This is a genomic window from Allobosea sp. BK604, assembly GCF_004341515.1.
Taxonomy (GTDB): Bacteria; Pseudomonadota; Alphaproteobacteria; order Rhizobiales; family Beijerinckiaceae; genus Allobosea.
On record NZ_SLZF01000004.1, the window covers coordinates 260,126 to 274,656 of the forward strand.

11 protein-coding genes are annotated in these 14,531 nt (G+C 67.8%); all 11 read left to right on the top strand.

Features of this window, described 5'->3' with window-relative positions; genetic code table 11:
• Nucleotides 1–56 precede the first annotated feature (56 nt).
• The 11 genes from EV560_RS14335 to EV560_RS14385 all read left to right on the top strand — a co-directional run bounded on the left by EV560_RS14335 (nucleotide 57) and on the right by EV560_RS14385 (nucleotide 14,420).
• Nucleotides 57–1,712 (top strand): hypothetical protein, encoded by a 1,656-nt coding sequence (locus tag EV560_RS14335; protein WP_131856457.1) that lies wholly within the window; start codon nucleotides 57–59, stop codon nucleotides 1,710–1,712.
• Nucleotides 1,713–1,772: 60 nt separating this feature from the next.
• Complete coding sequence (locus EV560_RS14340) at nucleotides 1,773–3,578, top strand: type I secretion system permease/ATPase (RefSeq protein WP_165923466.1); 1,806 nt, start codon at nucleotides 1,773–1,775, stop codon at nucleotides 3,576–3,578.
• Nucleotides 3,565–4,866: an HlyD family type I secretion periplasmic adaptor subunit gene (locus EV560_RS14345; RefSeq protein ID WP_131856459.1), complete on the top strand. Its 1,302-nt coding sequence runs from the start codon at nucleotides 3,565–3,567 to the stop codon at nucleotides 4,864–4,866. The genes EV560_RS14340 and EV560_RS14345 overlap by 14 nt, the downstream gene beginning before the upstream one ends.
• Before the next feature lie 31 nt (nucleotides 4,867–4,897).
• The gene (locus EV560_RS14350) at nucleotides 4,898–5,896 is read left to right on the top strand and encodes an amino acid ABC transporter substrate-binding protein (RefSeq protein ID WP_131856460.1); all 999 of its coding nucleotides are present in this window, start codon (nucleotides 4,898–4,900) and stop codon (nucleotides 5,894–5,896) included.
• Between the two features lie 238 nt (nucleotides 5,897–6,134).
• Nucleotides 6,135–7,385, top strand: a complete 1,251-nt coding sequence (locus EV560_RS14355) for an ABC transporter substrate-binding protein (protein ID WP_131856461.1) — start codon at nucleotides 6,135–6,137, stop codon at nucleotides 7,383–7,385.
• A 173-nt stretch (nucleotides 7,386–7,558) separates the two neighbouring features.
• Nucleotides 7,559–8,413, top strand: coding sequence for a helix-turn-helix transcriptional regulator (locus EV560_RS14360; protein ID WP_131856462.1), 855 nt, complete (start codon nucleotides 7,559–7,561; stop codon nucleotides 8,411–8,413).
• The gene (locus EV560_RS14365; protein WP_131856463.1) at nucleotides 8,406–9,419 is read left to right on the top strand and encodes a branched-chain amino acid ABC transporter permease; all 1,014 of its coding nucleotides are present in this window, start codon (nucleotides 8,406–8,408) and stop codon (nucleotides 9,417–9,419) included. Before EV560_RS14360 ends, EV560_RS14365 begins: the two co-directional genes overlap by 8 nt.
• A 1-nt stretch (nucleotide 9,420) precedes the next feature.
• Nucleotides 9,421–10,515: a branched-chain amino acid ABC transporter permease gene (locus EV560_RS14370; protein WP_131856464.1), complete on the top strand. Its 1,095-nt coding sequence runs from the start codon at nucleotides 9,421–9,423 to the stop codon at nucleotides 10,513–10,515.
• Entirely contained in the window at nucleotides 10,512–11,300 is a 789-nt protein-coding gene (locus EV560_RS14375) for an ABC transporter ATP-binding protein (RefSeq protein ID WP_131856465.1), read from the top strand. Before EV560_RS14370 ends, EV560_RS14375 begins: the two co-directional genes overlap by 4 nt.
• Nucleotides 11,293–13,542 carry an ABC transporter permease gene (locus tag EV560_RS14380; protein WP_131856466.1) on the top strand — a complete coding sequence of 750 codons (2,250 nt, stop codon included), beginning with the start codon at nucleotides 11,293–11,295 and terminating at the stop codon, nucleotides 13,540–13,542. The genes EV560_RS14375 and EV560_RS14380 overlap by 8 nt, the downstream gene beginning before the upstream one ends.
• The gene (locus EV560_RS14385) at nucleotides 13,539–14,420 is read left to right on the top strand and encodes a phosphoenolpyruvate hydrolase family protein (protein WP_131856467.1); all 882 of its coding nucleotides are present in this window, start codon (nucleotides 13,539–13,541) and stop codon (nucleotides 14,418–14,420) included. Before EV560_RS14380 ends, EV560_RS14385 begins: the two co-directional genes overlap by 4 nt.
• The last annotated feature ends 111 nt before the right edge of the window (nucleotides 14,421–14,531 follow it).

A 14,531-nucleotide genomic window follows, 5' to 3' on the forward strand; every position in this document is an offset into this window, starting at 1 on the left:
TGAAACCAGAGATGGAGCAGCACGTAACGATAAGATCGGAAGCAATGGAGGTTTCCATGACTCTCCCCACTGCCACCTCAAACCTGTTGCCCGGTCTTCGCTCGATTGAGACGTTGGCCGGGTCGGTGCCCGTCTTCTCTCAGCCCGGCGGTTCCAGCGCCGACGGCGCGACCTTGCAGCTATCCTCGATCCTGCCGCTCGGCCTCGGGGGGGCTGAGGCCGGCGCCGACGTCACCACGCCAGCGCCGGACGCCGGCGCGCCTGCCAACCCTGAGGTCGCTGGAGCTGGGGATGCTTCGGCCGTCCCGCTGACGGCAGCGGCCGAACAGGTCCCGCTTGCCGGCGCCGCAGGCTCGGTGCTGAGCCTTGCCGATATCGCCGGGCCGCAGGCTGGCGTCGCCGAGACCCTTGCTCAGCCGGGTGACCTGATCACACAGCTCAGCAACAGCCTCGTCGATCTCGGCTATCCCAACGGCAAGTCGGCGATGCAAGCCGTGACGAGCCTGCCGGGCGAGGTGACGGGGCTCAACGACAGCTCGCGCAACGTGGCCGATATCCTCTACCATTCAGGCCTCCAATATGTCGGACCCTTCGTCAATGAGGTCGCCGGTACCGTCTCGAACGTGACGAGCCAGCCGCTGGCGACGACGGCGAACGATACGATCCTCGATTTCCACCTGCTGATCGAGGGTGTCAGCCACGAGTTGGGCGTTGGCGTAAACACGGTCCACGCGGTCACCAACCTCGGCGAGACCATCGGCCTCGGCAAGATCGGCCAGGACAATCTCGTCACCGACATCGTCAATCTCCCGGGCAATCTGCTCAACAGTGACAGTCCGCTCGACCCTGTCGGCGAAATCGTCGGTCATGTCGGCGACATCCTGACCGGCGCGACGGATCTCGTCTCGGCCTTGCCGAAGGATCTGGGCTCCGGTAGCGGCCTTCTCGGATCGGACGGGCTGATCGGCGGCAGCGCACTCGATCTTGGGGGCCTCGGAGACCTGCTCAGCCAGGATTCGGGCGGCTTGCCCGGCGCCGTCGGCGGCCTCGTCGACAATGCCACCAATCTTCTCGACGGGCTCGGCACCAATTCCGACGGCTCGCTCAACCTCGTCACCGACGTGCTGAACATGCCGGGCGAGTTGCTCTCCGGGCAGGGCACGCCGAGCCTGACCGATGCCGGCCTCCAGCTCGACACCACCGTGACGGCCGCGGGCGATCTCGTTCAGAACGTGCTCGGCGGCGCGTCCTCCGGCAATCTGCTCGACACGGTGGCGACGTCGCTCGATCAGTTCGGCAATGCCGCCGGGCCCGCGATCGGCATCCCGCTGACATTGACCGGCGTCGACGCGGTGACGGCCTCGCTCGGCCTGGGTGCCGGCAGCGGCGACCCGAATCCCGCCGGCGCGTTGGCCGCCGTGCAGCAGACGGTCAACGGCGTGGTCCAGGATGTGTCCAACGATGCCGCGCTGGCCGGGCTCGGCAACAGTGACGGCATTGCGGTTCCCGGGCTTGGCGGCCTGGGTCTCGATTCGCTGGTCGGCGGCCTGACGCAAGGCCTGCCGGTTGCCGGTGGCGAGCCCGCTGCTCCTGTGACGGCCGATGCCGCTCCGCTCGCCGACGGGTTACTCGGCACCGTAACCGGCCTCCTCGGCCTGGGCGAAGATCAGCATCAGCACCACGGCATGCTTGGCGGGCTCGGCCTCGCCTGAGCGAGATGAGATCGGGAGCGGAGTCGTCCGGCTCCGCTTCCCGCTTTGCGGCGGATGTCCATGCAACTCTCCCGACAAGACAGGCAGAGCACGTCGCCACTTCACGCCGCGGCGCGCGCGCTGGGGCGAGCGCTGGCAGGCGTCGCCCTGGCAAGCGGAGCCATCAACCTGCTGATGCTGGTCGGGCCGCTCTTCATGCTGCAGGTCTACGACCGCGTCCTGTCGAGCCGCAGCGGCTCGACCCTGGTCGGACTCTGCATCCTCGCGCTGGCCATGTTCGTCTTCCAGGGCGTTGCCGACATGACACGGGCACGCATCCTGATCCGGCTCGGCCGCAGCTTCCATCAACGCCTCGAGCCGGAGGTATTCGGCATTCTCGTCACGGCGCGCGGGCAGGACGGCACGCAGGCCGTGCGCGATCTCGATACGCTGCGCTCCTTTCTCTCCGGCAGCGCGGTTGCGGCCCTGTTCGACCTGCCCTGGATGCCGCTCTACGCCGCTATCTGCTTCCTGTTTCACCCGATGCTCGGCCTCGCCGTCGTCGCGGGCGCGCTCCTCCTTTGTGCCGTCACGCTGGCGAGCGACAGGCTGACGCAGCGACCAATGGCGGAGCTCGCGCCGCTCGCCGCGGCACGGTCCGAACTGACCGAGGCGACGAGGCGCAACGGCCTGCTCATCAGCGCCCTCGGCATGCGCGGCCGCCTCGGTGCGGCCTGGCATGGGCGCAATGCCGCCTTCCTCGACCGCCACCAGCGCGCCGCCGACATCGCCTCTGATCTGTCCGCGCTGTCGCGCATGCTTCGCCTCGTGCTGCAATCGGGCGTGCTGGCGCTGGGCGCCTGGCTGGTCATCAATGGCGAGGCGACCGGCGGCGTCATGCTGGCCGCGACCATCCTGACGATCCGGGCGCTCGCCCCGATCGACGCCGCCATCGCCAATTGGCGTGGCTTCGTCGCCGCGCGCCAGGCCTGGCGGCGGCTCGAGACCACGTTCGGCGAGCGCCCGGCCCAACCCGAACGCACGCTGCTCGCCCTGCCGCGGCAGGAACTGACGCTGGCCAATGTCGCGGTGACGGCACCGGGCGCCAATGCGCTGCTGGTGAGCGACGTCACTTTCAGGTTGCGAGCCGGCAATGCGCTGGCGATCATCGGTCCGAGCGGCTCAGGCAAATCCTCGCTCGGGCGGGCCCTGGTCGGCGCCTGGCCGGCGCTCCGCGGCGTCATCCGGCTCGACGGCGCCACGCTCGATCAATGGGACGCCGATACGCTTGGCCAGGCCGTCGGCTACCTGCCGCAGGATGTCGAGCTCTTCGACGGCAGCGTCGCGCAGAATATTGCGCGCTTCGCTCCCGATCCCGACCCCGAGGCGCTGCGGCGTGCCGCTGCAGCCGCCGATATCCACGAGCTCGTCCTGCGGCTTCCCAACGGATACGACACGCAGGTCGGCGATGGCGGCGTGCTGCTCTCAGGCGGCCAGCGCCAGCGCATCGGCCTGGCGCGCGCGCTCTATGGCGAGCCCTTCCTGATCGTGCTCGACGAGCCCAATGCGAGCCTGGACACGGCGGGCGAGCAGGCCCTGGCCCGCGCCGTGCTGGCGGCGAGGCAGCGCGGCGGCATCGTCGTGGTGATCGCGCATCGCGCCAGCATCCTGGCCGCGGTCGATCAGCTGATGGTGCTCAACGAAGGGCGCGTCCAGCATCTCGGCTCGCGCGACGAGGTGCTGGTGCGCTTGAGCGGAGCCGCTGCGCCACCGGCCCAGGCCGAGCGCAACGCGGCGGGCAAGACGCGCGCGAAGCCCGCGACGAACGGGGCCGGCAAGCACGCTCCAGCCAAGGCGAGGGGGAGCCGCGCCCATGCCGCCTCCTGACGATCCGGTCGACCGCTCGCTGCGCGTCCATCTGCGCGCGCTCGTGCTCACCATTATCGGCGCCGGCGGTGTCGCGCTCGCGCTTGGGGCGACGATCGACGTTGCCGGCGCAGTCATCGCGAGCAGCAATCTCGTGGTCGAATCCGAGCTGAAGAAGCTCCAGCATCCGACCGGCGGCGTTGTCTCCGAGTTGCTGGTCAGTGAGGGCGCGCATGTCAGGGCAGGGGACGTGCTGCTCCGGCTCGACCCGACGGTGACGCGGGCGACGCTCGCGGCCGTGACCAAGGACCTCTGGGAGCTCTCGGCCCGGCGCAGCCGGCTGGAGGCCGAGCGCGACGGCGCGGACGACGTCTCCTTTGCCGCGGATCTGCTGGCTGCAGCGAGCGATCCCCCCGTCGCGCGCGTGGTCAGTGGCGAACGCGCGCTGTTCCATTTGCGCAAGGATGCGCTCGCCGGCCAGAAGGCGCAGCTGCGCGAGCGCATCGAGCAACTGCACGACGAGATCAAGGGGCTCGAAGGCCAGCTCGTCGCCAAGCGCTCGGAGAACAAGCTCGTCGGACAGGAACTCGGCGGCATCCGCGACCTCTGGCAGAAGCAGCTCATCCCGACGACGCGGATCAATGCGCTCGAACGCGAGGCGGCGCGCCTCCAGGGCGAGGGCGGCCGGCTAGAGGCGACGCTGGCGCAAACCAGGGGCCGCATCGCGGAGACCGAGCTGCAGATCATCCAGCTCGACCAGACCAGGCGCAGCGACGTCGCCAAGGAACTGGCCGACATCCGCGCCAAGACCTCGGAGCTGACCGAAAAGCGCGTGACGGCGCTCGACCAGAGCGAGCGCGTCGAGCTGCGTGCCCCGCAAACCGGCATCGTGCACCGACTCTCGGTTCATACGAAGGGCGGCGTCATCGCGGCCGGCGAGCAGATCCTGATGATCGTGCCGGAGGCCGACGGGCTGGCGGTGGAAGCCCGCATCCTGCCGCGCGACATCAATCAGCTCCGCCTCGGCCAGGAGGCCCTGCTGCGTTTCCCGACCCTCGGCCGCGAGGCCACGCCCGAGCTTCGCGGCACCGTGAGCCGGATCGGCGCCGACGCGATCAAGGACGACAGGGTCGAGCAGCCCTACTATGTCGTCCGCCTGCGCCTCGACGATCCGGCGGCACTGTCCGGCCTGAACCTCTTGCCGGGAACGCCCGTGGAAGCCTTCATCCGGACGGAAAGCCGTTCATTCCTGTCCTATCTGTTGAGGCCGATCATCGAACAGGCGCAGCACGCTTTCCGGGAACGTTGATCGGAGCCGGGTGCGCCATGAGACCGCCGGCATGACGCTCTCGATATTTTCCGGTCAAGCTGTCCAGCCGGCTGGTGTGAACAGGCCTGCGATACGTGCTCGCAGCAAGCATAGAGAGCTAGAAACAACTTTCGCGGACAGGTCTATCCGGCCTATCGTCTTCGGCATTGCCAAAAGACGGAACGGGATCATGCAAGCCTTTCTGATCGCCCTTCTCAGCATGGTGATATCGACGGCGAGCCTGGCGGCTGACACCCTTGCACGGGCCCGCGAGACAGGAACTGTGCGGCTCGGTTTCCGGCTCGACGCGCCCCCTTACTCCTACAAGGCGACCAACGGCGAACCATCCGGATATATCGTCGATCTCTGCCGCGAAGTCGTTGCCGGTATCAAGAAGGCGCAGGATCTTCCTTCGCTCAAGATCGATTATGTCGAGGTCTCGTCGGCAACGCGCTTGACGGCGTTGCGGGACGGCAAGATCGATATTCTCTGCGACCCGACGTCGATGACCATGTCGCGTCGCGCCATGGTGGATTTTTCCTTGCCAACCTTCATCGACGGCGCCGGTGTTCTTCACCGGGCCAATGAAGTCTATCGGCTCGAGGATCTGCGCGGCAAGAAGATCGGCGTGCTCCAGGGCACGACGACCGAGGAAACCTTGAGGACGACCTTGGCCCAGCTCGGCATCCAGGCGCAGATCGTGCCGATGCAAGCTCATCCCGACGGTGTCCGGACCCTGGCTGAAGGAAAGATCGACGCCTATTTCGCCGATCGCGGGATCCTCAACTATCACCTGCTCAACAGCCGGAACCCCACCGGCATGAAGCTGTCCGACCAGTATTTCACCTTCGAAACCTATGCGCTGGCCCTGCCGCGCGGCGACGACAAGCTGCGGCTGCTGGTCGATGCCACGCTGGCAGAGCTCTACCGCACCGATCGCGTGAAGACGATCTACGCCCGCAGCTTTGGAACCTTTCCGCCCGATCAGTTCATCCGGGCGCTCTTCGTGATCAACGGCGTGCCGAAGTAACACGGCGGCTGCTCGGCTCGGGGCGGCCAGGTCGAGCGTGCCGATCACCCGCGCTCAGGGCGGGGGTACAGCCGTGGGACCAGTTCTCGTGATTGTCGAAACAGACCCTCGGCAATGTCTACGACCTTGGCAGTAGGTCGGCCTGTGATAGCTTGGATATAGAGCGGAATAAAAAATCCGCCGTCGGCTCCGCCGTTGAGATCCTCGGCGCGGCCGTCCACGCAGGGAGGGGAATTCGATGCGGAAGGCATATCTGGCCGCCGTTGCGGCCTGCGCTTTGATTGCGGCCGGCGGGACCGGCCAAGCCCAGGAAAAACTCAAGATCGGCGTGATGGCGACGCTTTCGGGCGCGCTGACCTCGGGTGGCGAGGACGGCGTCCGCGGTGTCCAGATTGCGGCCAAGCAGGCGAATAACAAGATCGCCGGCAAGGACATCGAGATCATCACCGTCGCGACCGATGCCAGCCCGGACTCGGCGCTGCGGGCGGCACGCAAGCTCGTCGAGCAGGACAAGGTCCAGCTGATCATCGGCCCGCTCTCCGGGTCCGAGGGCATCGCCATGCGCGATTACAGCAAGACGGTGCCGAACCTGGTGATGATCAACGGTTCGTCCGGCGCGCTCGAGACCACCTATGTCAATCCCTCGCCGAACTTCTTCCGCTTCAACAGCGACGGCGCGCAATGGATGGCGGGACTCGGCGAGTACGTTTTCAAGGACAAGGGCTACAAGAAGATCGCGGTGATCGGCGAGGATTATTCCTTTCCCTATACGCAGGTCTTCGGCTTCGCGCTCGGCTATTGCAAGGCCGGCGGCAATATCGTCCAGCGCCAGTGGGTGCCGCTCGGCACCAAGGATTTCGGCTCGGTCATCGCCAATATTCCCGATGATGTCGATGCGATCTTCCTCGGGCTCGGCGGCGGCGACGCGGTCAACTTCCTGAACCAGTACGGCCAGACCGGCGGCAAGGCGAAGTTCATCGGCGGCTCGATCATGGCCGACCAGACGGTGCTGTCCTCGCGCGGCACGGCCAAGCGCCTGCTCGTCGGCACGCCGACCTCCAGCGGTGTCGCGGACGAATGGGACGATCCGAAATGGAAGGCCTGGGTGAAGGCCTATCAGGATGCCTTCCCGGCCGATAAGCGCTTCGCCAGCCCGTCGCTCTTTGCGACCAACTACTACAACGCCTTCAATGCGCTGGCCGCGGCGATGGCGAAGGTCAACGGCGATCTCTCGGATGGCGGCGCCAAGCTGCGGGCCGAGCTCGCCAAGACCGAGCTCGACGCGCCCAATGGCAAGGTCAAGCTCGACGACAACCGCCACGCGGTCGCGACCACCTTCATCACCGAGGTCGCCGAGCTGCCGAATGGTGAGCTGACCAACAAGTTCATCAAGACGGTTCCGGACGTGCCGCAGACGCTCGGCCTGTCGGCGGAAGCCTTCAAGGCCGTGGGGCTGCCCTCGCGGACCAATCCGGAATGCAAGCCATAGGGCGCTCGAGCGCCTGACTTTTCGGAGGGGGCGCGGCCTCGTATGGCGCCCCCGTTCCGACCGCCTTTCCGTACCGGCTAAACGACGTCGTCTTGCGCTACCGCACGCGGCATCGGGCGAGGCTTACCTGATGAGGCAGCCTCTCGCCGCCGGGCACTGCTACGCGAGGAGCCATGAGTCGCGCAGTCGCGGTCTGCCACGGTCCTTTCGGCCGGGTGTCGATCTACGATCTCGATCGCCCGCTGGTGCTGCATGCCCACCGTGAGGCCCATCTGATCTTCTACCTGGAAGGCGGCTGCGGGCTCGTCGATGTCAACGGCCGCTCCGTCCGGATCGATCCGTTCATGGGTGTCGCTATCAATCCCTGGGAGCCGCATAATTTCCAGCCGGAGCGCTGCGGCTCGTTCGGGCTCTTCCTCGTCGTCTACCTGAGGCCGGAATGGCTGGCGGCGCAGACGATGACGCCGGCGGGATCGCTCGCCTTCCCGTCCTCGGAGCTCGTCGTCACCCGCGAGCTCGCGGCCTGGCGCGACCAGGCGGTCGAGATGCTGCTCTCCTCGCATCGCGAGCTCAACCTCGCGCCCGTACTGATGGCGCTGGCCCAGGCCTCGAGCGAGCCGATCGGGCCCGATCTCGCATCTTCGCTGATCCATCTGACGCCGGAGGGACTGATCGACCGGCGCGTCCAGCGCGCCTGCCGGCTGCTCGAGGAATATCCCTCCTATGAGGGCGTGCTCGCCGGCGTCGCCCGGGAGGCGGGGCTGTCGCGCGCCCATTTCTTCAAGCTGTTCAAGGAACAGATCGGCGTCACGCCGACCGTCTTCGCCAATACCGTGCGCCTCGACGCCGCGCTCGACCGCATCGTCATGTCGCGTGATCCGGTCACGTTGATCAGCCACAGGCTCGGCTTCTCCTGCCAGAGCGTCTTCACCCGCTTCTTCACTGCCCATATCGGCATGGCGCCACGCGACTATCGCCGTGCGCTGCGCACTGTCGGCCTTCCCATGCTGCAGGCCGCCCATGGGTGACTTTATCGGCCGCCGCCCGATCTGGTCGCTGGTGATCCTGCTCGCGGCGGGGTTCTTCCTCTGGCTGGTCTTCGCGGTCTGGACGCCGGGCATGGAGGCGATGCTCGGGCGCAAGCGCGTGTTCCTGAGCGCGCTCTTCAACGGCATCACGCTTGGCGCGCTGTATTTCCTGGTCGCCAGCGGCTTCACGCTGATCTTCGGCCTGATGCGCAACGTCAACCTGGCGCATGGCTCGCTGTACCTGTTCGGCGGCTATATCGGCTACAGCATCGGCAACCTGACCGGCTCCTGGCTGATCGCGCTGATCGCGGCCTTCATCGTCGTCGCGCTCGCCGGGGTGCTGATGCAGGTGCTGCTCTTCCGCTGGATGGAGGGGCAGGACCTGCGCCAGACGCTGGTCACGATCGGCCTCTCGATCATCGTCGCCGACCTTCTGCTCTGGAGCTATGGCGGCGACACCTTCCAGGTCACGACTCCCGACTGGCTGACCGGCCCGGTGCAACTGCCCTTCATCGTCGCCCTGCGCAGCAATGGCGAAGCGATCATGATGACCTATCCGCTGGTGCGGATCGCGATCCTCGTCGGCGCGATCATCCTCGGCGTTGCGATGTGGCTCGCGCTCAACCGCACGCGGGTCGGCATGCTCGTGCGCGCTGGCGTCGACGACCGCGACATGCTCTCCGCGACAGGCGTGCGGGTGCAACTCGTCTTCGTCTCTGTCTTCGCCTTCGGCGCGGGCCTGGCGGGCCTCGCCGGCGTGGTCGGCGGCACCTTCCAGTCGCTGCAGCCGGGCGAGGACACCAAGATCCTGCTCTCCTCGCTCGTCGTCGTCATCGTCGGCGGCATGGGCTCGATCCCCGGCGCCGCGATGGGGGCGCTGATCGTCGGCCTCGCCGAGCAGTTCGGCTCGGTCTACATGCCGACCTACGCGGTGATGCTGACCTTCATCATCATGGTCGTGGTGCTTGCGATCAGGCCGCAAGGCCTGGCGGCGGTGAGGCGCTGAGATGGCGATCGCCGATTCCCGCATCGCCGGGTACACGCCGACCCCACGCCCCCGCGAGGCGCTGAGCGACGTGATCGCGCGGCAGGGCGTCGGCTTCTGGATCGTCGTCGTGCTGCTGCTGATCATGCCGGCGCTCGCCAATCCGTTCTGGCTCGTCCAGATCATCGGCTATGCGATGGTCCTCGGGATGGTCGCGCTCAGCCTGATGTTCCTGGGCGGGTATGGCGGCATCGTCAGCCTGGTGCAGATGACCGTCGCGGCCTTCGCCGCCTACCTCGTCGCGATCTTCGGCGACAGCGCCATCACCCAGATCAGCCTGAAATGGCCGTGGTGGACGGCGGTTCCGGTCGCGATCGTGCTGGCGACGCTGTTCGGCACGCTGAGCGGCGCGCTCTCGGTCCGGACCGAGGGCATCTACACGATCATGATCACGCTCGCGATCGCCTCGGCTTTCTACTATCTCTGCCTGCAGAACTACACGATCTTCAACGGTTTCAGCGGCTTCAACGGCGTCGTGCCGCCGGTCTTCCTCGGTGTCGACTGGGGCGAGACCATCCCGTTCTACTACCTCGTGCTGGCCTGCTCCGCGCTGGCCTATGCCGCGGTGATCTATGTCTCGCGGGCGCCGTTCGGCCTGGCCCTGCAGGGCACGCGCGACAACCCGCGGCGCATGGCGGCGCTTGGCTTCAACGTCGTCGCCCATCGCATAGCCGCCTATACTTTCGCCTCGGTGATCGCCGCCTTCGCCGGCGTGCTGCTGGTCTGGTACCAGCGCCAGGTCTCGCCGGGCACGGCCGGTGTCGGCCCGGTGGTCGACATGCTGATCATCGCCGTGGTCGGGGGCTTGAGCCGCCCGATCGGCCCTTTCGTCGGCGCGCTGGTCTATGTCCTGCTCCGGACCTTCTCTCTCGATGTGCTGGAGGGGCTCGGCCTCGACGGGAAGCGCTATCAGCTCGTCATCGGCGTCGGCTTCCTCGTCATCGTGCTGTTCTCGCCGGACGGGCTCGTCGGCATCTGGCAGAGGCTGCGCGAGCGCTATCGCCGCAACAGCGAGGCCAAGGCCGCCGCAATGCGCATCGGCGGAGGCTCGCCATGAGCGCGTTGCCCTCCCGCGAGGTGCTGAGCACGGCGGGCTCCGCCAATGCACTGGAGCTGCGTGGCGTCTCGCGCCTGTTCGGCGCGCTGGCGGCGCTCTCGGACATCACGCTCTCGGTTCAGCCCGGCGAGCGGCGCGCGGTGCTGGGCTCGAACGGCGCCGGCAAGACGACGCTCTTCAATTGCATCACCGGCGATTTCGCGCCGAGTTCGGGCATCATCCGCTTCTTCGGCGAGGATGTGACCGCCTTCCCGCCGCATGAGCGCATCCGGCGGGGCCTCAGGCGCACCTACCAGATCTCGTCGCTCTTCACCGGCCTGCCGGTGATCGACAATGTCTACCTCGCCTGCCGGGGCGTCTCGCGCAACCGCTTCTCGCTGCGGCGGCCGCGCCGGGACGATGCCCTCGTCCACGCGGCCGAGAGCCTGGTCGATGCCGTGCATCTGACGGCGGTGAAGGACCGGCTCGTCGGCGAGCTCGCCTATGGCCAGCAGCGCCAGCTCGAGATCGCGCTCGCGCTGTCGGGCGCACCACGCTTCATCCTGTTCGACGAGCCGGCGGCGGGCCTCTCGCCGACCGAGCGGCGCGACCTCGTCCATATCCTGACCTCGCTGCCCGGCCATATCGGCTACATCATCATCGAGCACGACATGGATGTCGCGCTGCGCGTCGTCGAGAGCGTGACGATGATGCACAACGGCCGCATCTTCAAAGAGGGGCGGCCGGAGGAGATCGAGTCCGATCCCGAGGTGCAGGAGCTTTATCTCGGGGGCGCGCATGGCTGAGCGCCTGAAAGCACCACCCGGGGCCGGCATCCCCGTCCTGCAGATCGCGGGGCTCAATGTCTTCTACGGTCGCTCGCACGCCCTCCAGGGCGTCGATCTCACGCTCCAGCATGGCGTGGTCTCCGTCGTCGGTCGCAATGGCATGGGCAAGACCACCATGTGCAAGGCGATCATGGGGCTGGTGCCGATCGCGTCGGGCTCGATCCGCCTGTTTGGCGAGGAGATCGCCGGCCACGCGCCGGCGGAGGTGGCGCGGCTCGGCATCGGCTATGTGCCGCAGGGCCGCCGGCTCTGGCGCTCACTGACCGTCGACGAGCATCTCAGGCTGATGCAGCGCGGCAAGCGCGGCGCCTGGACGATCGAGCGCATCTACGAGGCGTTCCCGCGACTGGCCGAGCGCCGCAACAATGGCGGCGCCCAGCTTTCCGGCGGCGAGCAGCAGATGCTGGCGATCAGCCGGGCGTTGCTGATGAATCCGCGCCTGCTGATCATGGACGAGCCGACCGAGGGCCTGGCGCCGGTCATCGTCGCCCATGTCGAGGAGATGCTGGTCCGGCTCGCCGAGCAAGGCGATGTCGCGATCCTCGTCATCGAGCAGAATATCGGCGTCGCCACCCAGATGTCCGATCCGGTGGCGATCATGGTCAACGGCCGGATCAACCGCGTCATCGCCTCGGCGACGCTGGCCGGCGACCGCGAGCTGCAGCAGCGCCTGCTCGGCGTCGGCCGGCATGGCCATGACGAGACCGACGCCGTGCCGGAGGCGCCGACCACCGGCGCCGCCGCCGCGCGGCCTGCGAGTCCTGCTCAAGTGGGACCGACGCGCGTCTACATCTCGAATCCGGCCATCCCGACGCGCTGGTCGCAGCCCGTGCCGGCCGCGCGCATCGAGGCGCAGGCTCGCACTATTTCGCGCCCGACCCTGGCGACGCTCGATGGCCGCGCCGTCGGCGAGGTCCGCCCGCTGGCGCTGGCGGCGCAGGGCGAGCCCTATGTCGTGATCGCCGGCACGCTCGACACCAAGGGCGAGGAGCTGCGTTTCATCCGCGACCTGATCCGCGGCGAGGGCGTGCGCACGCGCCTCGTCGACCTCTCGACCTCGGGCCGCAGCGCCGGCGGCGACGTCACCCCGCAGGAGATCGCGCTCGCCCATCCCCGGGGCTCGGCCGGCATCTCCTCGGGCGATCGCGGCACGGCGATCGCCGCGATGACCGAGGCGTTCAAGGCCTGGTTGCCGCGCCAGGAGGGCGTGCTCGGCATCATCTCGGCCGGGGGCTCCGGCGCGACCGCGATGGTGACGCCCGCGATGCAGGCGCTGCCGGTCGGCCTGCCCAAGCTGATGATCTCGACCATGGCGTCGGGCGACGTGCGCGCCTATGTCGGCGCGACCGATATCGCGATGGTCCATGCGGTCACTGACGTGCAGGGCGTCAACCGCGTCTCGCGCCTCGTGCTCGGCAACTGGGCCCGCGCAATGGCCGGGATGGCGAAGGCGCGGCTGGCGGAGCTGCGGAGCGAAGGCGCGCGCCGGCGCGAGGCGAGCGAGAAGCCGCTTGTCGGCCTGACCATGTTCGGCGTCACCACGCCCTGCGTGCAGCAGGTCGCGAAGCTGCTCGCCGAGGACTGGGAGCCGCTCGTCTTCCACGCCACCGGCACCGGCGGGCGGGCGCTGGAGAAGCTTGTCGATTCCAGCCTGGTCGGCGCGGTGATCGACGTCTCGACCACCGAGATCTGCGACATGATGATGGGCGGCATCCTGCCGGCGACGGAGGATCGGTTCGGCGCGATCATCCGCACGCGCATCCCCTATATCGGCTCCGTCGGCGCGCTCGACATGGTCAATTTCGCGGCTCCCGAGACGGTTCCGGAGCGCTATCGCGGCCGCAGGCTCTATCCGCACAACCCGCAGATCACGCTGATGCGAACGACGCCGGAGGAGAATGCGCGCATGGGCCGCTGGATCGGCGAGCGGCTGAACCAGATGGACGGGCCGGTACGCTTCCTCATTCCCGAACTCGGCGTCTCCGCTCTCGATGCGCCGGGCCAGGCCTTTCACGATCCGGCGGCCGATGCGGCCCTGTTCCAGGCGCTGGAGCAGACCGTGCGCACGAGCGCCAACCGGCAACTCATCCGCCTGCCGCTCCACATCAACGATCCCGCCTTCGCCTCGGCCCTCGTGCAGCAATTCCGCTCGCTGCATGGCGGCCGGCGCCGTGAACGGGCCGGTGGGGGCAGGTCATGACGGGCTTCGACAAGAACGTCCTGCTCAGCCGCTTCCGGGCGATGATCGCGGCGGGCGAGCCGATCATCGGCGGCGGCGCCGGCACCGGACTCTCGGCCAAATGCGAGGAGCTTGGCGGCATCGACCTCATCGTCATCTACAATTCCGGCCGCTATCGCATGGCGGGCCGGGGCTCGCTCTCCGGGCTGATGCCCTATGGCGACGCCAACGCCATCGTCATGGAGATGGCGGCCGAGGTGCTGCCCGTCGTGCAAAAGACGCCGGTCGTCGCCGGCGTGTGCGGCACCGATCCGTTCCGCCGCATGGACGTTTTCCTCGACGAGGTGAAGCGCGTCGGCTTCGCCGGTGTCCAGAATTTCCCGACCGTCGGACTGATCGACGGCACCTTCCGCGCCAATCTCGAAGAGACCGGCATGGGCTATGGGCTCGAGGTCGAGATGATCGCGCTCGCCAATGCCAAGGGCCTGCTGACCACGCCCTATGTCTTCTGCGAGGACGACGCCCGCGCCATGGCCGGCGCCGGCGCCGATATCATCGTCTGCCATCTCGGCCTCACCACCGGCGGCACGATCGGGGCCGAGACCGCGCTGAAGCTCGACGACTGTCCGGCGCTGGTCGAGCGCTGGGCCGCGGCGGCGCTCGCGGTCAAGCCTGATGCGATCGTGCTGGTCCATGGCGGGCCGGTCGCCGAGCCGGCGGATGCCGATTTCATCATGCAGAACACGGGGCACTGCCACGGCTTCTACGGCGCCTCCTCGATGGAGCGCCTGCCGGTCGAGGTCGCGATCAGCGACCGGACCCGCGCCTTCAAGCGGATCGGCCGGGTGCAGCACATGACAAAGCCGGCGCGCAAGGCCGGCAGGGGCAGCAAGCAATGACAGGCCGCCCGTCCCCTCAAGCCCTCATCCCGGGGAGCCGCGCAGCGGCGTCTCGAAGGATGGTCCAGGAGGCTCAGGCGATTGCTGGAGCATCCTTCGGGACGCGCTCCT

Coding starts and splice junctions, on each gene's coding strand:
- EV560_RS14335 (WP_131856457.1), top strand. CDS start 57: ATGACTCTCCCCACTGCCACCTCAAACCTGTTGCCCGGTCTTCGCTCG.
- EV560_RS14340 (WP_165923466.1), top strand. CDS start 1,773: ATGCAACTCTCCCGACAAGACAGGCAGAGCACGTCGCCACTTCACGCC.
- EV560_RS14345 (WP_131856459.1), top strand. CDS start 3,565: ATGCCGCCTCCTGACGATCCGGTCGACCGCTCGCTGCGCGTCCATCTG.
- EV560_RS14350 (WP_131856460.1), top strand. CDS start 4,898: ATGACGCTCTCGATATTTTCCGGTCAAGCTGTCCAGCCGGCTGGTGTG.
- EV560_RS14355 (WP_131856461.1), top strand. CDS start 6,135: ATGCGGAAGGCATATCTGGCCGCCGTTGCGGCCTGCGCTTTGATTGCG.
- EV560_RS14360 (WP_131856462.1), top strand. CDS start 7,559: ATGAGTCGCGCAGTCGCGGTCTGCCACGGTCCTTTCGGCCGGGTGTCG.
- EV560_RS14365 (WP_131856463.1), top strand. CDS start 8,406: ATGGGTGACTTTATCGGCCGCCGCCCGATCTGGTCGCTGGTGATCCTG.
- EV560_RS14370 (WP_131856464.1), top strand. CDS start 9,421: ATGGCGATCGCCGATTCCCGCATCGCCGGGTACACGCCGACCCCACGC.
- EV560_RS14375 (WP_131856465.1), top strand. CDS start 10,512: ATGAGCGCGTTGCCCTCCCGCGAGGTGCTGAGCACGGCGGGCTCCGCC.
- EV560_RS14380 (WP_131856466.1), top strand. CDS start 11,293: ATGGCTGAGCGCCTGAAAGCACCACCCGGGGCCGGCATCCCCGTCCTG.
- EV560_RS14385 (WP_131856467.1), top strand. CDS start 13,539: ATGACGGGCTTCGACAAGAACGTCCTGCTCAGCCGCTTCCGGGCGATG.